18 protein-coding genes and 1 pseudogene are annotated in these 19,054 nt (G+C 59.6%); 9 read left to right on the top strand and 10 right to left on the bottom strand.

All coding sequences use genetic code 11. From position 1 onward, the window contains the following. The 4 genes from AB3X89_RS24220 to AB3X89_RS24205 all read right to left on the bottom strand — a co-directional run bounded on the left by AB3X89_RS24220 (window position 1) and on the right by AB3X89_RS24205 (window position 2,977). Entirely contained in the window at window positions 1-174 is a 174-nt protein-coding gene (locus tag AB3X89_RS24220) for a hypothetical protein (protein ID WP_368585538.1), read from the bottom strand. A gap of 68 nt (window positions 175-242) precedes the next feature. Beyond that, entirely contained in the window at window positions 243-1,529 is a 1,287-nt protein-coding gene (locus AB3X89_RS24215; RefSeq protein ID WP_368585522.1) for a cytochrome c, read from the bottom strand. Beyond that, entirely contained in the window at window positions 1,526-2,137 is a 612-nt protein-coding gene (locus AB3X89_RS24210) for a cytochrome c (protein ID WP_368585537.1), read from the bottom strand. Before AB3X89_RS24210 ends, AB3X89_RS24215 begins: the two co-directional genes overlap by 4 nt. 435 nt (window positions 2,138-2,572) lie before the next feature. After that, window positions 2,573-2,977, bottom strand: a complete 405-nt coding sequence (locus AB3X89_RS24205) for a DUF3331 domain-containing protein (RefSeq protein WP_368585521.1) — start codon at window positions 2,975-2,977, stop codon at window positions 2,573-2,575. Window positions 2,978-3,761: 784 nt separating this feature from the next. On the opposite strand from AB3X89_RS24205, the gene AB3X89_RS24200 reads away from it, so the two are divergent. After that, window positions 3,762-4,799, top strand: coding sequence for a LysR family transcriptional regulator (locus AB3X89_RS24200; protein ID WP_368585520.1), 1,038 nt, complete (start codon window positions 3,762-3,764; stop codon window positions 4,797-4,799). A gap of 81 nt (window positions 4,800-4,880) precedes the next feature. Here AB3X89_RS24200 and AB3X89_RS24195 read toward each other — a convergent pair whose 3' ends face one another. The 3 genes from AB3X89_RS24195 to AB3X89_RS24185 all read right to left on the bottom strand — a co-directional run bounded on the left by AB3X89_RS24195 (window position 4,881) and on the right by AB3X89_RS24185 (window position 8,691). Further along, complete coding sequence (locus AB3X89_RS24195) at window positions 4,881-6,404, bottom strand: PLP-dependent aminotransferase family protein (protein ID WP_368585519.1); 1,524 nt, start codon at window positions 6,402-6,404, stop codon at window positions 4,881-4,883. 498 nt (window positions 6,405-6,902) lie between these two features. Continuing rightward, entirely contained in the window at window positions 6,903-7,646 is a 744-nt protein-coding gene (locus AB3X89_RS24190) for an SDR family NAD(P)-dependent oxidoreductase (RefSeq protein ID WP_368585518.1), read from the bottom strand. A gap of 382 nt (window positions 7,647-8,028) precedes the next feature. Further along, entirely contained in the window at window positions 8,029-8,691 is a 663-nt protein-coding gene (locus AB3X89_RS24185; RefSeq protein WP_368585517.1) for a response regulator transcription factor, read from the bottom strand. A 296-nt stretch (window positions 8,692-8,987) separates the two neighbouring features. Between AB3X89_RS24185 and AB3X89_RS24180 the strand changes: the two genes are divergently transcribed. From AB3X89_RS24180 to AB3X89_RS24160, 5 genes are all read left to right on the top strand, one after another. Beyond that, window positions 8,988-9,365, top strand: a complete 378-nt coding sequence (locus AB3X89_RS24180) for a response regulator (protein ID WP_368585516.1) — start codon at window positions 8,988-8,990, stop codon at window positions 9,363-9,365. A 343-nt stretch (window positions 9,366-9,708) separates the two neighbouring features. Continuing rightward, window positions 9,709-10,281, top strand: coding sequence for a YbhB/YbcL family Raf kinase inhibitor-like protein (locus tag AB3X89_RS24175; protein WP_176368732.1), 573 nt, complete (start codon window positions 9,709-9,711; stop codon window positions 10,279-10,281). A gap of 206 nt (window positions 10,282-10,487) precedes the next feature. Continuing rightward, window positions 10,488-11,486: a bestrophin family protein gene (locus AB3X89_RS24170; protein ID WP_368585515.1), complete on the top strand. Its 999-nt coding sequence runs from the start codon at window positions 10,488-10,490 to the stop codon at window positions 11,484-11,486. A gap of 255 nt (window positions 11,487-11,741) precedes the next feature. Beyond that, the gene (locus tag AB3X89_RS24165; protein ID WP_368585514.1) at window positions 11,742-12,578 is read left to right on the top strand and encodes an alpha/beta fold hydrolase; all 837 of its coding nucleotides are present in this window, start codon (window positions 11,742-11,744) and stop codon (window positions 12,576-12,578) included. A gap of 178 nt (window positions 12,579-12,756) precedes the next feature. Further along, window positions 12,757-13,215, top strand: a complete 459-nt coding sequence (locus AB3X89_RS24160) for an MEKHLA domain-containing protein (RefSeq protein ID WP_368585536.1) — start codon at window positions 12,757-12,759, stop codon at window positions 13,213-13,215. Window positions 13,216-13,349: 134 nt separating this feature from the next. Here AB3X89_RS24160 and AB3X89_RS24155 read toward each other — a convergent pair whose 3' ends face one another. After that, window positions 13,350-14,105 carry an SDR family oxidoreductase gene (locus tag AB3X89_RS24155; protein WP_368585513.1) on the bottom strand — a complete coding sequence of 252 codons (756 nt, stop codon included), beginning with the start codon at window positions 14,103-14,105 and terminating at the stop codon, window positions 13,350-13,352. A 363-nt stretch (window positions 14,106-14,468) separates the two neighbouring features. Between AB3X89_RS24155 and AB3X89_RS24150 the strand changes: the two genes are divergently transcribed. Further along, complete coding sequence (locus AB3X89_RS24150) at window positions 14,469-15,401, top strand: MBL fold metallo-hydrolase (RefSeq protein ID WP_368585512.1); 933 nt, start codon at window positions 14,469-14,471, stop codon at window positions 15,399-15,401. 125 nt (window positions 15,402-15,526) lie between these two features. Here AB3X89_RS24150 and AB3X89_RS24145 read toward each other — a convergent pair. Beyond that, window positions 15,527-16,126, bottom strand: a pseudogene (locus AB3X89_RS24145) (sensor histidine kinase); the annotation flags it as partial. Between the two features lie 148 nt (window positions 16,127-16,274). Between AB3X89_RS24145 and AB3X89_RS24140 the strand changes: the two are divergent. Continuing rightward, a complete protein-coding gene (locus AB3X89_RS24140) occupies window positions 16,275-16,967 on the top strand; it encodes a cytochrome b/b6 domain-containing protein (RefSeq protein ID WP_368585511.1) in 693 nt (230 codons plus the stop codon). Window positions 16,968-17,011: 44 nt separating this feature from the next. Here AB3X89_RS24140 and AB3X89_RS24135 read toward each other — a convergent pair whose 3' ends face one another. Then, entirely contained in the window at window positions 17,012-17,473 is a 462-nt protein-coding gene (locus AB3X89_RS24135) for a CHRD domain-containing protein (protein WP_368585510.1), read from the bottom strand. Window positions 17,474-17,810: 337 nt separating this feature from the next. Between AB3X89_RS24135 and AB3X89_RS24130 the strand changes: the two genes are divergently transcribed. Continuing rightward, window positions 17,811-19,019 (top strand): GGDEF domain-containing protein, encoded by a 1,209-nt coding sequence (locus tag AB3X89_RS24130; RefSeq protein WP_368585509.1) that lies wholly within the window; start codon window positions 17,811-17,813, stop codon window positions 19,017-19,019. The last annotated feature ends 35 nt before the right edge of the window (window positions 19,020-19,054 follow it).

Genomic DNA, 19,054 nt, shown 5'->3' with positions numbered 1-19,054 from the left:
TCAGCTGATAGGGCCGCGCGGCAGGAATGCGAGGAAATAGAAGGCGAACCAGATCGCGAACACGATCACGGTGGCCACACCGGCCAGCGCGATCGCGCCACGCGGTCCGCCGGCGACGATGAGCTCGATCGTGGCGTCCAGCAGCGGATCTTTGCGGTTGTCGTTGGTCTCCATCATGGGGTTCTCAGTGAGGAGGTGGTGATACGAAACGATGCCCGGATACCGCGCGTCGTCGTGCTCGTCTAGCGCAATGGCGCCTTGCGCAGCTCGTTGACCTCTTTCGCCGTGACCGGCAGGCCGTGGTTGCCCCACGCGGTCCGAATGTAAGTCACGACCGCGGCTGCGTCGTCGTCGCTCAATTCCTGCGCGAACGGCGGCATTCCGTACGGTTCAGGGTTGCGCCGCGTACCCGGCGGGAAGCCGCCATTGAGCACGATGCGAATCGGATTGACCGCCGAATCCATTTCGATCGACTGGTTGCTGGCCAGCGGCGGATACTTCGGCACGTTCCCCTTGCCATCGCTGCCGTGACAGATCGCGCATTTGTCGCTGTACACCTGTGCGCCGCGCGCGAATACCTTCGTGTCGGTCGCCGCGGAGGGGCCGTTCTTGCGGCCCTTGTTGTCCGGCAGCGCCTTGAGGTAGATCGCCATCGCCTTGACGTCGTCGTCGCTCAGGTACTGGAGGCTGTGGAAGGTCACCTCCGCCATCGGGCCATACACCGCGCCACGCTCCGAGAGACCCGCCTGCAGCATATCGACGATGTCCTTGATGCTCCAGTCGCCAAGGCCGCCGTCCTTGTCGGAGGTCAGCGACGGGGCATACCACTGCTGCACCGGGATCAGGCCGCCCGCGAACTCTTCGCTGCGCGACGAACCGCCGAGCATGTTGATCCGCGTATGGCACATCGTGCAGTGGCCGAGGCCTTCCACGAGGTACGCGCCGCGATTCCATTCGACTGACCGCGTTGGATTCGGCTGATAGGCCCCTTCGCGGAAGTAAAGCGTGCGCCACCCGATAAGCAGTTCGCGCTGGTTGAACGGAAATTTCAGTTCATGCGGCCGATTCGGCTGCGGTACCGGCACGATCGATTGCAGGTAAGCGTAGATCGCATCCGAGTCCTCACGGGTGACCTTCGTGTACTGCGCGATCGGCATGGCCGGATAGATCAGCTTGCCGTCGGGTGACTTGCCCGTGCGCATCATCCTGAAGAATTCGTCCTTGCTCCAGTGGCCAATTCCGTACTGCGGATCGGGCGTGATGTTGGGCGAGTAGAGCGTGCCGAACGGTGTTTCCATCGCGAGCCCGCCCGCGAAAAGCTTGCCACGCGGCGCGGTATGGCAGGCGATACAGTCGCCCGCGCGCGCGAGATATTCGCCACGCGCGATGATCCCCGACCGCGTATTGGCATCGGCGGATGCCGCCTGCCGAGTTTCCGCGCTCGCCGTGGTGCAAACGAACATCGACGCGGCTATAGCAGCGACGAACGTAACGACGCATGAAGCGGGACGGGAAATTCGATTCCTCATTGCATTTGGCTCCCGCATGCTAGCGGCAGCTTTAAACCGCCTGCCGGCGACGGCCAGGGATCGTCGGGCCGAGGCTGCCGCGCGAGCCAGCTGGAAACCGCATAGATATCGCGATCATTCAGCCTCGCGGCGATCTCATGCATGCAGTCGGGCGCGATTGCGTGTCGCGTGCCCGAGCGCCACGTCCCCATCTGCCCGGCGATATAGCTCGCATGGAGACCGAGCAGGCCTGGCACGCCGGGCTTCGCGCCGGTCAGGCGGGCTCCGTGACACGCCGCGCACGCGGGCAGCTTGCGTGACGCGTCGCCGTTCATCACGAGTTGCTTGCCGTGGTCGAGCACATCGGGCGGCACCGCGGCAGTATCGGGATCGGGATACGGAGGCTGAAAACCAGCGAAGTACTGGGCGATCCTGCGCAGATCTTCATCGGTCAGAAACGCCAGCAGGTAACTCATCGGCGGATAGGTCCGGGCGCCGTCGCGAAACGCGGACAGCTGATTAAACAGATAGTCAGCAGGCTTGCCGGCAATGCGGGGGAAGTAGTCGTTGCTGCGCCCCTGCCCCTGTACACCATGGCACGACGTGCAGGCGCGCATACGCTCGTCCATCGCGGACGACAAAGCCGGTGACTGGGCGAATACGCACGCTGCTGCGAGGCATAGCAACACGAAGAGCGACGCGTTAGTAAATGCGCGATGCACGACAAGTCTCACGGAAAAATATAGAAAGTTCAGAGCTCTGTGTGCGAGCCGAATATTGCTTTCATTCAGATGGCAAGTAGTGCATCGCAAAGAACAAAAAACTCAGAGCATTTCGCGGCGTTCAACCGAGCCATCTACCGGGCGGATCGGATCTGACTCACCATCATATGAATGCCTTGTCCCCGATAGAAGATCAGCAGTGCATGCTTCTGAGTTTCCAGAAAAGCAACAATCACAGCATGCTTGCTTCATCGATAACGTATGGGTTGTGATGGACCCCGCCTATAGCCGATAACGAACAGTGACCATCGATCGAATCCTGGCGTTGTCATTCCAGTGACTTCACTGATCGCCCTGTAACGCAATGGGATGAATCATCGCATTCGCGTTGAGCGGCATCCTCGGGCGCGTTGCCCGAGGACGATAGACGATCTCACCCCGGCGGATTTTCATTCCACTTATCGCGCAAACTCCGGAGTGGCGTGCGCGAGTCAGATGCCACTCCTGATCATGGTAAGCACAACGCAAGGGATCACTCCAGGCGAGCGTAACTCTCGTGGCAGTCGAACGCTCTAGCAGCCGTACCGTGACGCCCACGACCGGTACCGTTGACACGTTCTGCACTTCCCGCTTGAACAAAGCGGCAACGCTCGTTTCGCCGTTTACGGGTAGCTCGTCCGACAATTGCCCCAGCAACCCGACGGTCCTCGCCCATGGATCGCAAATATCCGATTGTTCCAATACCATACGGGTTCCTCCAAGTTGGAATGATTGCTGCTCGTCAGGCGGCTGCGAGAGGCGAATCGACGAATTCGATTACGCCGCGTCACACGTCATTTCGGCATTTCGGGACCGCTCGCCGCACAAACACATCAGAGGATTGCCGTCGGTATCGATCGGCTGGCGCTCTACTCGAATCGGTGTTGCGGGTGTGGGCGGGTCACAGTCAGGCAGATTTCATGGTCCGTCTTCCTATTGCTAGTCCGATCTCCGTGCTGAACAGATGCAAATGCAGGCTGAATCGTCATGGTCAACGGTATCCCTGATAGACCCACGTCGCCACCCTACTTTGAATTGGCATAAGCTACTTACCGGATTAAAACGCTCATACCTTCGTATAGTAGAGACCACCGTAACGTCATCTCATCGTAGGTATCGGGAACGGTCCACTGTCGTTCGCGTCATTTCGGCGTCATGCAAGGTAAGCCTTTTAGTGCTCTGCAATCACGCACGATGGCAAGTGTCGGATTTGCCCTCTTACCCGATGTCCAATACAGCGTTGTTATCGAATCCGGCTCCGATTTCCTCCTCTCTAATTTTTTCGATAATCAATTAGCGACGGTCGATTTTGAATCGAAACACTTGACCAAACAAAGGTATGCGGGGTCCGTACGATCGTAGACTGGTATGAGGTACGCGTGCGAAGTAACTTGGCTTGGGGAAACGTCGCTGTGGAGCTCTGTCCCGTTCGCGCGGGACGACATGCCCATGCGTCTCAACGTCCGCAAGTCGAATAGCTTTGGAGCGTTTCATGAATCAATTGAATATCTCGCCACCCGCCTTTCCTGCCGATTTTCTGAACCACGCCGATCCTTTCTTAAACTGCTTTGCGAGCAGCTATGCAGGCATCGTCACGTTCATGGCGGTTGCTAAAGAAGGGAGTTTTGCCAAAGCGGGCGAGCGACTTGGAGTTGGACGCTCGAGCGTCTCGCGCAGTGTCCAGCGGCTCGAGAAGCAGCTCAGCACACGCCTATTCCTTCGAACGACGAGAACCACGCGCCTGACACGCGAGGGAGAGCGCTTTTTTGAGCACTGCAATCTTGGTGTGGCTCATATCGTCGGGGCCGTCAACGACATGCTCGACCTGCGCCACGGTCCGCCTCGTGGCTTGCTGCGGGTCTCATCGGGCATCGGTTTCGGGCGCAATGTGGTCGCGCCGCTATTGTTGAAGTTCGCCGAGCTCTACCCGGACATCTCGGTCGAACTGCTTCTCGATGACAAACCGGTGGATTTCGCCGGTGGCCAGATCGATGTTGCGTTCCGCGATGGACACCTCACGGACTCCCGCATCGTCGCAAAGCGGCTGATTCCGATGCAGCTCGTCGTTTGCGCGTCGCGTGCCTACGCCGAGCGGCACGGACTTCCTTCCAGCCTCGGCGAGCTTGGCCAGCACGAGTGCATCAACATGAAACATTCAACTGGGCGAGTGGTCGAGTGGGAGTTCATGGTGGAGGGCCGGACTCAAAAATTCCTCCCTCCCTCCAAGTTGACGTTCAATGACGCGGATCTCGTACGCGATGCCGTCCTCGGTGGTCGCGGCATTGCGCAGATGCCGGCGCATCAGATCTGGGACTGCGCGAGGCGCCAGGAGCTTGTGATGACGTTGACCCAGCATGTGTCGAAGGAGCGCGCCTACTACATTTGCTACCTTTGCCGTGAACACCTGCCGATCCGGGTCCGCGTCTTTATCGATTTCATGACTGAGCAGATCCGGGCGCTTGATTTGAATAATTTGGACCGCGCCAATGCGAGCGAGGCTATGAACTGCATTGCGGCGATGCCAGCGTAGTGTCCGACCGGCGGCAGCGTTGCACGCGATCCGGACCGTTCCATGATTTAAACGGTCGCAACGCTTGATCGATTCGTGATGTCAGTCGTCCAGGCAGGCTCGCAACAATCGCGCGAGACGCTCGGCCTCCCGCGCATCGGCAACGTTCGCAAAGCCCATCACCAGACCGCGCGGAGTGTGCGGTGCGCGGCCATCCGCGTACCAGCTCGAAAGCGGCAGAACCGCAAGTCCGGCTTCGCGGGCGCGCGCGGCAACTGCGACATCGTCGATTGCGCCATTGGGGCCTTCGGCGAATCGGGTCGCAAACTGCACTCCGCCCGATGGCGGATCGACCATCAGCCGTTCTCCGAACGCCCCCTTCAACGCGTCCACGATCAGCATGCGACGCTCCTCGTACAACGCGCGCATACGCTTCAGATGGCGCGCGAAATGTCCCTGCCCGATGAAATCCGAAGCAACCGCCTGCAGCAATGTCGAAGCGCCTGCGTTCATGCTGTGCGTCACCCGCTCGACGCTCTCGATCGCCCGTTCCGGCACGACCACATACGCGAGCCGCAAGCCCGGAAAAATCACCTTGCTGAAGGTGCCGCAATAGATCACGCGACCGTGCCGGTCAATGCTCTTCAAAGCCGGCAAAGGCCGGCCCGTGTAGCGGAACTCGCTGTCGTAATCGTCTTCCAGGATCCAGCTAGAGGCGTTCTCCGCCCAATCGAGCAGTGCGATCCGCCTCGCGAGTGACAGCGTGTGTCCGAGCGGACTCTGATGCGACGGCGTAACGAGTGCAAAGCGTGCCTGCGCGTCCAGTTGTATGCCGCGCTCGACGTCGATCCCTTCGCCGTCGACCGGCACCGGCACGAGCCGCACGCCGGCATCGGCCAGAAAGCTGCGTGCGAGCAGATAGCCGGGATCTTCGAACCACATGCGATCGCCCGCGGATGCGAGACTGCGTATCACGAGTTCGAGCGTCGCGCGGTAACTCCCGGTCACGAACACCTGTTCGGGCAGGCAGGTGACGCCGCGCGACAGTCCGAGATGGGTAGCGATGTGTTCGCGCAGTGGCTGGTAGCCGGCCGGCGCTGGATAAGCGAGTGCCGCACGTTCGCCGCTGCGTACGCGAAACGAGAACAGCCGGTTCCAGACCTTGCGCGGAAAAGCGTCCAGCGCAGGCAAGCCCGGTTGTAACGGCAGCGGTTCGCCGCTGAAGGGGACGACCGGTCGATCCAGCGCCGATTGACTGCCGTGCGGCGCGACCGGCTCAGTCGTCACTCCGCCTGCGACCGCGCGAGGCCTGTCGAGCGAGTACCGAACGGTTTGCAGCCTTGACGATCGCATCGCCGACACCGGAAGCGATGGCGATACGAAGGTGCCCGCCGCGCCGCGCACCTGCAGGTAGCCCTCGTCGACGAGGGTCGTGTACGCGCGTTCAACCGTGCCGAGTGCGGTATTCAGCTGCGTGGCCAGACCGCGCAATGCGGGCACGCGGTCTCCAGGGCGCAGATTCCCCGCGGCGATCGCAGTCCGGAAGCGCTCGCAGATTTGCAGATAGATCGGCAACTCATGTTGCGGATCGATCTCGATGGTCAATGCCGGTAACGGTGCGGTCATTACGGTCTCGCGTGCGAACGAAGCAGAGGTGACGTTTTTGATGAACTCGGGGTTATAGACAGTGTAGGAGCGTGGCCTAACGAGTGGAGGGCAAGGCATGGGCAAGCGTCGGAGTATCGACCACAGGCTCGACGGCCCGCATCTCGCGCTCGCCACCCGTTTCAAGCGCCCGGGAAAGGCCGCGGGTCAGCCTGCGGGTCTATCGTTACCCACTCGTTCGCCGGTCTGAAACCGCAGTTGATGTCGAGCTCCCGCTTCGAAGCCGTTTGCGCATGGATGGCCATGCAAACGCGCACCTTGTCGTGTGCGAGACGAGGGCGGATGGAATGGTGCGTCAGGATACGACAAATCAATTCTCGGCGCGCTTGAACAAGGCTTGAACAAGCCGACCGAGAGACAGCAAGCAACATCGCGTTCAGTCGAATGCGATGTTGGGTCCCAAATGTATTTCAGCGGAATAGCCGTCTGAGTGCAGACGCGTGGCCGAAGATAAATGTCCTAGGCCAACGTATAGCCATTATCGACTATCAAGTCTTGACCATATATCCCGCGAGACGCCGGCGACAGCAAAAACATGATTGTGTCGGCTACCGCATCGGCCTCGAGGAAGCGGCCAGGAAGCAAACGCCGATTGACACGTTCCGCGATCGCGGAAAGCTGATCATCTGGCAAGCCCAACGAGGACCAGATTGCTGTAGCGGTTGGTCCCGGCGAGACCAGATTGATTCTGACGCCATGTGGTGCCAGTTCCACTGCGAGCGTCCGCGCATGCGCCTTGACCGCCGCCTTTGATGCTATATACGCGCCCAGCCCCGGAAATGTTGTCTGTGACAGAAACGTCCCGATGAACACAACCGACGCAGGTTTCGCCAACTGTTCTCGCACCACTGAAAGCGTGTTCAGCGCACCCGCTCCGTTCACTGCCCATTGACGCTCGAACGCCGCGGCTTCAAGACCGTCGTCCAATATAGCGATGCCTGCATTCGGCACCAGAAAGTCGATCGGACCCAGCCGCTGGGCCTCCGCAGAAAGCAACTCGAGATCGTCACTTCGTGTGACGTCCCCTTTGATCCATACGAGCCTCTCGTCGAATGTCGACTGCAATGCCGCCAAACCCCCTTTCGTTCGACTCATCGCCAGCACGCGCGCCCCATTGTTTAATAAGCGACGGGTAGTCGCAAGCCCAATTCCGGAACTCGCTCCCGTGACCACAGCGAGACGACCTTCAAAATCCTTAAGCATCGTTCTTTCCTTCCTGGCGGCTGTTTTTCTGTAGGACAAATTGGTCCTTCAGAAAAATCATGGCAATAAGAGTGAAGCACTAAATCAAAATTCAACGCATGATGATCAAGGTCACAATTTCCAATCGGATATGGATTATTTTACTTCCTCGACAAGATCGGCCAGTTAGATACCCATATCGAAGATGAGGGGAAATCCAGAGCGGCAGAGATGAAATACTAAAGCGATCAGGATGATCTGTTTCATGAAAAACCGGATCAACTGTTTGTCCGCGATGTCACAAATACGCGGAAATCGGTTCACTACAATTACGCACGCGAAACCTGTTCCGTCCAGCGGGAGGACATAGCGCCGCGCTGTCAGGCTTCGCGAAGGTGCGCTATCACCATTCCTGTTTCGTCGAGACACAACCCTTGATGATGTCCGTCTTTCTGATCAGATCGGGAAGCGATAGCGCTTCAAGCTTCTTCATCGCAGCACTACGGTACATCTTGATGGTGATTTCGCTCAGGTTCATTTCAGCAGCGATCTGCTTGTTCAAAAGCCCCTTCACAACGTACCAGATCACTTCACGCTCCCGCACGGTCAGCGTCTCGTAACGCGCCAGAAGCGAAACCCTTGTCAGAGATCTCTCCAATTGCTCGGCATGACGACCGATCGCCGATGAAACAGCGTCGATAACACGTTGCTCCCGGACAGGTTTGGTCAGGAAATCAACGGCGCCGGCTTTCATGGCCTCCACCGACATTTCAATATCCGCATGGGCAGTCATGACGATAATTGGCATGTCGACCTGATGCCTTCTCGCGCTCAACTGGAACGTCAAACCACTCTCCCCCTGCAGGCGAACGTCCAGTAGCAGGCAGCTCGGAACACCTGGTTTTTCGGCCGAAATGAAATCGCGCGTCCCCTCAAAGGTTCGTACCGAATATCCGCACGAACGCAGTAAGCTCGAGAGCGACGAGCGAAGCGACGCGTCGTCGTCGATTACATAGACAATTGCACCGTCGGTGTTAGCTACGGCTGGAAAGGTATTTTTCTCCATTCGCGTTCCTTTCCTGTACTGATGTGCACAACGCATCGGTTGCGCACCAAGATTTAAACTGCCTCCCGAAGTGTAATTTAAATGTAGGATTCTGGCGAGGCGGTGCCGGCATCGCCGGCACCGCCCGCTGCAGTGCGTAGCTCACTCGCCTCCCGCATTCCACCCACGACCCGCACTAACCTCTCGATATACCCGCGTATGCTTTCAACGGGGCCCTACGTTGAGTATCCTTCGTTTGCGCACACACGACAGGGCGGCCAAACCGTCGCAGCCGGCGCGGACTGGGAGAAGGATAATTGCGCTCGCCACAGGTAATCTGGGTCGTTGATGACGATCCCTCGTTTCGATCTGGACTCTCAAGCCTGCTCAGATCGCTCGATTACGTTGTCTTGACCTTCGAGTCTGGAGCGGACCTGATCGCACGTACCGGAGAAACGCAGCCCGATTGCATCATTTCGGACGTACAGATGCCCGGCATGTCGGGCTTCGAATTGACTCTGCGTCTGATCGAAACCGGACGGTCCATACCAACAGTATTTGTCTCCGCCTATCCGAAGCCTGAACTGCAGCAGGAAGCGCTAGCCACGGGCGCCTGTGCGTTTCTGACCAAGCCTTTGAGTGCCAAAGAACTGACAGCTGCCATCGAGGCGGTGACGAGCAGGCGTTCCAGTTAGCGTTATGCACGTCAGATAAGCGCGCATCCTTCCTTCAAGCCGCGCACAGTTTGTGTGATCGCGCGAAGTAACCAGCCGCAGTCCTGCATTGGATCTGGATCGATTCGAACAACCGAGAATCGGCCATCGTCCCGTTGAACGCCAGTCCCCCCCTCGCGCCCTCGTTGACCAGGCATCCGCACTGAGCGGGCGCCCTCTGGAATTGCATCACGCTCACGGGATAGGTGCTTGTTGCGCACGAGGCAACACAGTGGTTTCCGTGGCCCGGCTTCCACCGCGCACCGGCGCGCGATACCGTCTGACAGCGAAGTCACTGCACTTTCTTCAATCACAGGAGGCTGACATGGGACTCTTTGTCCTGCCACGAAAAGCTGTCTGCGTATGCGCGCTACTCGCAACGCTGCCCGCGGTCGCCGCCGCTGAACCGTTTTCCCTCAAAGTTGCCGACCTCGATCATGGCCGCTTCAGGAATGAACAGGTGTACAGCGGATTCGGTTGCCACGGCGAGAACGTGTCGCCCGGTGTGTCCTGGTCGCACCTACCGGCCGAAGCCCGCAGCGTCGTCGTGACCATTCACGATCCCGATGCGCCGACGGGGGGGCTGGGCTGGACTCACTGGGCGGTTGCCAACATACCGCCCTCGCAGACGTCGCTTCAGAAAGGCGCCTCCGGCAACGGACAACTGCTGCCGGCTGGCGCCATTGAAACGCTGACTGACTTCGGCATATCAAAGTACGGCGGGCCCTGTCCGCCGCAAGGCAAGCCGCATCGCTATGTGGTCACTGCGTACGCACTTGACGTGCCACATATCGACGTCAGTGCTGCGTCGAGTCCGGCGCTCGTTGCGTTTCAGATGCACGGCAAGATCGTCGCACAGGCGCGCTTCGTCGCAACGTACCAGAGTGCGCCGAACTGAACTGCGTCCGCGCGGATTCACGTCAGCGACAAGCCGAGGTAGCCCCACGGAGCGTCAGATGATGGATGCACAGGTCATGCTCTGCGTGCCTGGTTGCATCTTTCACGTGCGAGTCGAAAGGCCTTATCCCGCCTGAGCCCTCAAGCGACTGTCCACGCATGAGTCAATCGCAGGCGAACGTCACCGCGTCACCAGGTAACCGCGCCATGCACCTCGGCAAATCTTATAAGTTATCGGAGTTCCTGTTCTGGACGAGAAGGCAAATCTATGCCCTCATCATCTGGGGCACGTTGCCCGTCATTCTCTTCAAGTTTTGCGGCATGGCGTGGCTGTCAGTGCCGCTCACGATCGTCGTTCTGCTTGGCACCGCCACGTCGTTCATTGTCGGCTTCAAGAACGTTCAGACCTATAACAGGGCGATGGATGCCCAAACGATCTGGACAGGCATCGTGAGCGCGAGCCGGCGCTGGGGCCAGCTTGCCCGCGATTTTCTGGACGACGACGGCACCAGCCGGCAGTTGATCGACCGTCATCTCGCCTGGCTCACTGCATTGCGTTACTCGCTGCGCCGCCCGCGCGTGTGGGAAAGCATGAGCAAGCGATTCAATACCGAATACCGTCGGCACTACAGGGTGCCCGAATGGGAAAGGAGTCTCGAAGAAGCGCTGCGCAAATATTTGACTGTGCTGGAGACCGAGCAGACGCTCGATTCCCCGAGCGCCGCGACAAGCCTGCTGAGCGCCCAAGGCGCATGTCTGCAGAAGCTTCACGCGGCGGGAAAACTGCATCCGTCGTACTATCTGGAACTTCAACGCGCGTTGGGCGATTTCATTGATTTGCAAGCAAAGGCAGAACAGTTGAAGGAATTTCCGTATCCCCGTCAATACGCAACCGTGTGCGCGCTATTCGTCCGCTTCTTCTGCCTGCTTTTTCCGTTTGGCCTACTGCGAGAATTCGACAGGCTCAACGACAGCGTGAGCGGCTTTATGCACGGAAACATGATATGGCTCGTCGTGCCGTTCAGCGTGGCCGTCTCGTGGATGTACACCTCGCTCGAACAGGTGGGCGACAGCACTGAAAACCCGTTTGAAGGAAGCGCGAATGACGTGCCGATTTCGACGCTGTGCGCGCACATCGAGCGCGATGTTCGATCGATGCTAGGGGAGCGAACGGAGGATCTCGAACAGCAGACGATCGCCCTGTAGCCCGAGGACGGTGAGGCGGGCGGGACGGTTCACCGTGTTGCATGTCCGGCAACATTAAGCATGGTTCGCATACCCTTGCGACTGCTACGATGTTTCCGACGGTACGTCTTTGTTCCGTCCCAATGCCTGTCTTCACATCGCTTAGCTTCGTCCGCTTTTTGCGAGCGTTCGTGCCGAAGCGGTGACTTCTGTTGCGCGGGCGCCGGATCACGATGATCCGTCTCCTAGCGCGGATAACGTCAAAGGAGCATGACCATGCCGTACGTCAGGACTATGGACAATGTCGATATCTTCTACAAAGACTGGGGCCCAAAGGACGCCCAGCCTATCGTCTTCCATCACGGTTGGCCGCTATCTTCCGACGACTGGGATACGCAGATGCTGTTCTTCGTGCAGAAAGGCTACCGCGTCATCGCGCATGATCGGCGCGGCCATGGTCGTTCGTCGCAGGTCTCGGGCGGTCATGACATGGACCATTACGCTGCCGATGCCTTTGCCGTCGTTGAAGCACTCGATCTGCATAACGCGGTGCATATCGGCCATTCGACGGGCGGCGGCGAGGCAACCCGGTATGTAGCGAAACACGGGCAGCCGGCGGGACGAGTAGCCAAAGCCGTCCTGGTCAGTGCCGTGCCTCCGCTCATGCTCAAGACTGACGCAAATCCAGAAGGTCTACCAGTCGAAGTCTTCGACGGTTTCCGGAAAGCGCTCGCAGACAATCGAGCCCAGTTCTTCCTCGACGTCGCGGCCGGTCCTTTCTACGGCTTCAACCGTCCCGGCGCGACCGTGTACCAAGGTGTGGTCCAAAACTGGTGGCGGCAGGCAATGATGGGTAGTGCGGAAGCGCACTATGAGGGCATCAAAGCCTTCTCGGAAACTGACCAGACGGAAGATCTCAAGGCGATTACCGTCCCGACGCTCGTACTGCATGGAGACGACGACCAGATCGTACCGATCGCCGCTGCGGCGCTGAAGTCGATCAAGCTGTTGAAGAACGGGACACTGAAGACGTACCCGGCTTTTCCGCACGGCATGTTGACGGTGAACGCAGAGGTCCTCAACGCGGATCTGCTCGCCTTCGTGCGCAGTTAACGTTTAACATAGGCCCGCTTCGGCGGGCTTTTTGGTGCGGCAATGGTTTCGACCGGCCGCTCAACACCGCTGTCCCCGTCAGGTCTCGGTTGGTCGACCTGGATGCACCAATCATGGACAATCTGGATCAGGATTCCGCGACCCAGTGTCCCCAATGTTCTTCGTCGATATAAATCCGATGATTCCACTTCACCGTGATCCGTCTTTTTACCAACTCCTTTCCGATAGTTACGCCCGGCTAGTCGGCCACAGTCTGGTTCCTCACGTCATGCCCGTTGCTGAAGCGACCGAATGGCTCTATGAACATGCCTCATTCGCGGTACTCGCGCACAATACCGATCCCGACCCGGTCTTTATTTACGGCAACAAGGCCGCACAGCGCCGCTTTGGATATAGCTGGGATGAAATCACCAGGCTGCCGTCGCGGCTTTCCGCCGAGGCCCCGAATCGTGAGGAACGGCAGCAATTCCTCGAACGCGTGCAGCGGCTCGGCTACGAGACGAACTACCGGGGCGTGCGTGTTACCAAGTCTGGCGAGCGCTTCATGATCGAGCAAGCCACACTGTGGCAGCTACTCGACGCGAACGGCACACTGCACGGCCAGGCGGTGATCATTCCACACACGCGCGACATCTGATCGTGCGTATGGGCACTCCGGTATGAACAGAAAAAAAGCCCGCCTTACCAGACGGGCAAACAGGGGGAGCGCTAATCGACGAGTGGAATAGCTCGACGCTAAGACCTCTGATAACGCGCCTTCATGGGTCGCGTTTACTTCGCCGCCTGGGCCTGCCGGAACCACGCGTCGAAATCGACAGAGCCCAGCCGCGCATGCGGACCTGGCACAAGCGTGTCGTCCTGCAGTTGCGCGCCGAAGTAACGCGCGTCGGCATCTTCGAAGACCGTACGGTTATCATGCGTCGCCTGTAGATAGCGTCGCACCATTGCCGCAAGTCGAACGCGTTCCGGCCCGGCGATTTCCACGATGCCGTTGCGCGGCTCGCCAACCGCGAAGTCCGTCACGGCCGCCGCCACGTCGTCGGACGAGATTGGCTGGAAGAAAGCGGGCGAGAGCCGGACGCTGTCGCCCTCGGTGCCCGATTGCGCAATGCCACCGAGGAACTCGAAGAACTGTGTGGAATGCACGATCGTGTATGGCACGCCCGAATCGCGAATGAGTTTTTCCTGCGCGATCTTGGCGCGGAAATAGCCGCTTTGCGAAAGCCTGCCGGTGCCGACGACAGAAAGCGCGACGTGATGCCGGACGCCGGCCTCGATTTCCGCCGCGAACAGGTTGCGGCCCGACGTTTCGAAGAAGGCCAAAACCGCGTTGTCCTCGAACGAAGGTGAATTGGCAAGATCGACGACGACGTCGGCCCCCTCGAGCGCCTCGCGCAGTCCTTCGTTCGTGAACGTATTCACGCCCGTTGCTGGAGAAGCCGCGACGGCGGTATGGCCGCGCTCACGCAGGTTCTTCACCACCTTGCTGCCGATAAGTCCCGTACCGCCAATGACGATGAACTTCATGTAGTTTCTCCATGCGATGTTGCCTCTACAGATTGCCGCCGCGTATGGCGCCATATTCGGCGTGCGCGGCGACGGCGGTCCATCCACGAGCGATCGTACGTACGTGCTGCTTCCTGCGGTAGATCGTTGCCGGCACCCACAGTGTTGCGCGCGGAACATCAATCAACATGGGCTTCGATTGTTGCCATTCGGACAACACGATAAACGCATTTGCGACACTACTTACGTTCGCCAGCCTAACTAAAATCGCTCTGACGATCAGTCGAAACGCGAGCACAACGAAGCGCGCGAAGCTCGTGGTCGTACTCGTGAACCGCGTCGCCCAGTGCGGCTTACCCCACTTAATCAACAGGACTATTGAAGATGAGCGCAACTACCCGCAATGTGCAGCCGGTTATCGCCAACCTTGGCAAAGAAGATTCAGGCGAACTCGTATCTTCGCGCTACGCCGTGCGCGTGGGTGACATCGACGTCGTGCTGATCAGCGATGGCATTCTGCCGCTGCCCACCTCCACCATGTCCACTAACGTGAGCGAAGCGGACCGCAACGAATGGTTCGATGGCCGTTTCCTGCAACGTGACATGTTCGACTGGGCACTGAATATCGCGCTCGTGCGCAGCGGCGAACGCCTGATCCTGATCGACTCGGGCGTGGGCGACGGCTTCGAATACTTTTCGCGCGCCGGTCGCTCGGTGATGCGCCTGGAAACGGCTGGCATCGACCTGGCTGCGATTACCGATATCGTGATTACGCATATGCACATGGATCACGTCGGCGGGCTCAACGTTGCTGGCGTCAAGGCCAAGCTGCGCCCCGACGTGCGCGTTCACGTGTCGGCCGCGGAAGTGGAGTTCTGGAAAAAGCCGGACTTCAGCAAGACGGTGATGCCGAAATCGGTTCCTCCGGCGCTTCGCAAGGCTGCTGCAAAGTTCGTGGAACTCTACGGCGAAAACATCGTGCGATTCGATCGAACCGTCGAAATCGCAGCGGGCGTGTCGGCACGCGTGACGGGCGGGCACACGCCGGGGCACTGCGTCGTCGACGTCGCATCAAAGGGCGAGAAGCTGACGTTCGTAGGCGACGCAATCTTCGAGGTCGGCTTCGATAATCCTGCTTGGCAAAATGGCTTCGAGCACGATCCTGAAAAGGCTGTGGACGTGCGAATCGCGCTATTCAACGAAGCCGCTGAAACCGGCTCTCTGCTGGCAGCAGCGCATGTCGCATTCCCGTCCATCGGTCACGTTGCGAAGCACGGCGAAAGCTTCCGTTTCGTACCGGTGCAGTGGGACTACTGATTGACGCCTCGACTATCAACCATCGTCGTATAGACCGACGATTGTCGGAAGACCGCCACGAGTTCACGAGACTCGTAGCGGTTTTTTTGTTAACGACCACTGCCATTGCTTATTGCGTGTAAGTCTTTTTCTCGCGCGATCATGTTGGCCATGCGTCGGTGATAGTCGTTGAAAGCCTCGGCCAGTCCTGCAATTTCGGCTTCGTCATACCTGCCCGGATCGATCAGCGCCGCGTTTTCGTGCCGAAGCGCATTGACCTGGCGGGCAAGGCCGGCAACCTGGCGTACCAGCAGTCCCGAGACGCCGAATGAAAGCCAGATGGTCAGCAGCGCAAAAAGCCCCGTACCGGCCATCAGCACGTTGATCATCTGCTTGAAGTGTTTCTCGTAACGGCTGAAGTCATAGACACGGTAGAGCCGTGCCCCTTCCAACCCGGCAATGGCGACGTGAATTTCCTGGTCGCCGACGATGATCTCGTGCGTTCCGGCAGGCATCCCGGCGACGCTCGACGGCAGCGTCAGCTGTGATTGGTCCGCCGCCGACACGTAGCCGTTCAGGCGCGGCTCGAACGGCGGCAGCAGCTTCGGATTCGCGCGATAGCTTCGCAGCACGCTGACCATGTCATCGTGGATCAGCGCGTCAATCAGCCGTTCTTCCTGCGCTTCGGCAAGCACCCTGACGCCCAGCGCCTGGGCGATTTTCGCCAAGGCGCAGAAGCCCGAAATGCTATTACGCCGCTAGTGCAGTTTATCGAAGTTCAGTTCGAGCGCATTCGGCGCAGTACGTCAGGCATCAGTGAGAGGTATGCTTAATCGCCCGCTACCGCCAGTCCACGCACCGCCAAACCGCCGATCGCGCACGTAGGCCCAACACATGGATGCACATAAACCCGTCACGCGGCCGACACAGCCAGTGTCCCGCCCGGTGCTGGTCTGGGACGCGCCGGTGCGACTGTTTCACTGGCTGGTGGTCGCGCTGGTCGCTGCGGCTTATATCACCCTGAAGCTGAACTGGATCGACTGGCACGTGCGCGTCGGCGAGACGCTGCTCGCCCTGGTTATTTTCCGGCTGCTATGGGGCTGCTTTGGCAGCGAAACCGCGCGCTTTCGCAGTTTCGTGGCATCGCCCGCGGCCGCGCTTCGTCATTTGCGCCGGCTGTTTCATCGCGAACCGGATGTGCAGGTCGGCCACAATGCAGCCGGCGGCTGGATGGTTCTATTTCTGCTCGCCTTGCTGCTGACCGAGACGCTGAGCGGGCTCTACGTCAACAACGACATCGCCGACGAAGGCCCGTTGAGCGAACTGGTACCCGCGTGGCTCGCCAACGCAATCTCGGCGCTGCATGGGCTGCTCTGGTACGTGCTGCTCGCGGCCGTGGCGCTGCACGTTCTCGTGATCGCCGTCTACGCAGTCGCGAAGGGACACAACCTGCTGCGTCCGATGCTGACCGGCTACAAACTGCTGCCCTCGTCCGTGAACGCGCCGCGCCAAGCGCCAGCGCTGCTGGCGCTGCTGCCGCTCGGCGTCGGCGTTGCCGTGGTGATGCTGCTTGCGGCTTATCTGTGAGCAAGCCGCACACCCGATCTCGGGGCGCGGTTGCCGTGCCTGCTTCAGCCGCCCTTCGGCGGCGTCACCTGGCCACGAATCTCGCCGTTCGGATTGTTCTTCGTGTGGACGTTGATGTACATCTCACCCGCTTCGAACATCTTCGCTTCGTCCGGAGATAGCGTGGCCTGACCGGTCATCGGGCTCGTCACCTCAGTGGAGCCTTTCTGCGAGATCCAGACCTTTACGCCGGCGTTTTTACCGGCCGGAGCGGGTCCGTGGAAATGCGCCATCGTGGTCGGACTCGTCAATCCGCTGAAGGTGATGTTCCAGGTGACGACCCGAGTGCTGGAGTCGTACGTGAGCTTGGCGTTGCCGCTGCCCGGCGTCTGCACCGGGGGCACCTGTTGAGCGCCCGTCAAAGGCACCTCGAACGAGACGGGCGCCGCTTGCGCCAAAGTCAGCGTACCCGCTAAGGCCAAACCACCGAACACCATGAAAGCGCGCCGCGTGATGGATCGTGACATCTGGTTTTCTCCTGTTGGGTTTGCCCTTGGTGAACGGGCGATTATTGAAGACTGCAGAAGAGCTCGTCGACGTCGTAGACAGCCGAACAAGTGAGTCAAGCATAGACGCAAGCCGGCCGTTACGCGAAGTTCGCATAAGGCCGAACTCCGGCCCGGGCATGACGACCGCCCCGTTGCGTCGAGGTCCGAGAAGTGTGGACAGCGTTTCGAAAGGAAAACGTCGGGCGAAAATCGTTGAAAATCGATCCGAAGCGAAAAATTCTTCCGGTACGATATGCGCTTTGCGCGAAGGCAGCGGATGTAACCGGTGCGACCTCATATTGCGCCAGGCGCCTTCATGGATCACACCCATTGTTACGCTGCCATGTCCATCCCGAACGCGCTGATCGGCATTGCGATTTTGTCCTGCCTGATGAGCGTCGCCGTTCTAGGCTCGCTGTTTCACACTCAGGTTCCAGGAATACGTCGTTGGTGCGTGGCGAGTGGTCTGCTGGCCGTCACGGCCACGCTCCTCCTGTTCCGTAGGTCGGATCTCGTCGTACTGGGCGCGAGCGTATTGCTGCTCGCCGCGTCGCTCCTCGCGATTCACGGCTTCCGGCAATTCTTTCATCGGCCGCCATCGGTGATCTGGGAGTACGGCGCGCTGTGCGCGATCCTGGCGGGACTCGTTTACTGGACCTACGTGCGGCCTGATGTCAGTGCCCGGAGCGCGATGATCTCGGGTTTTCTCGCGTACATCCGATTTGTGATCGCCTGGGTCGTGCAGCGGTACCGGCCTGCGGGCAGACCGAAATACGGCTACCACTTCGTGGCTGTTGCCGCGGTGTTGGGGGCGGTCGTCCACGCAGTCCGCTGTGTCGTCTATGGGTCGGGGCTAGCGCATGAATCGGTGTTTCTGGAGGAAACGCCGCTAAACGTCGCGTTTCTCGGCATGGCCATCCTGACTTTGCCATGCCTGTCGGTCGGCATGGTGATGCTGGCTCATGACCGGCTGGCGGAGCGGATGGAACGCCTCGCCACCATCGACGATCTGACGGGCGCGCTAGGACGGCGCGCTTTCATCGCGCGCGCGGAGGCGCTGTTCGAGTTGGCAAAGGTGGCGAAATCGAAGCTGTCCATCGCGATCCTGGACATCGATAACTTCAAAGGCATCAATGACAGATACGGGCATGCGGCCGGCGACCAGGCCCTTGCGCATGTTGCGTTGACGATATCGCGCGAACTACGGCAAACCGACGTCCTTGGCCGCATCGGCGGTGAAGAGTTTGCGCTGCTGATGCCACTGACCGGCAAAGAGCAAGCGGCCCGTCTCACGAACCGGTTGCGCGCACTCGTCGCGGCGTCTGTTGCGCGTGCTCCGACCGGCGACGCCGCCTGCACACTCAGCGCTGGCGTCGACGAATTCGGCGATGGCGATACCGTTGTGTCGGTAATGGCGAGAGCCGACACGGCGCTCTATGCCGCGAAAGCCAACGGCAGAAACTGCGTGATGGTGGCGGGGTCTTCGCAGCCTGCCGATGACCTCGTTGCCAGTTTTCCGGCTTAAGGAAGGCTCCGCGCGGGGCACTGCCACTGCAAAAA

This window comes from Paraburkholderia sp. BR14320, from assembly GCF_040948665.1.
GTDB lineage: Bacteria > Pseudomonadota > Gammaproteobacteria > Burkholderiales > Burkholderiaceae > Paraburkholderia > Paraburkholderia youngii.
The sequence above is the reverse complement of the archived record's forward strand: the minus strand, read 5'-3'. Positions and strand labels throughout refer to the sequence as shown.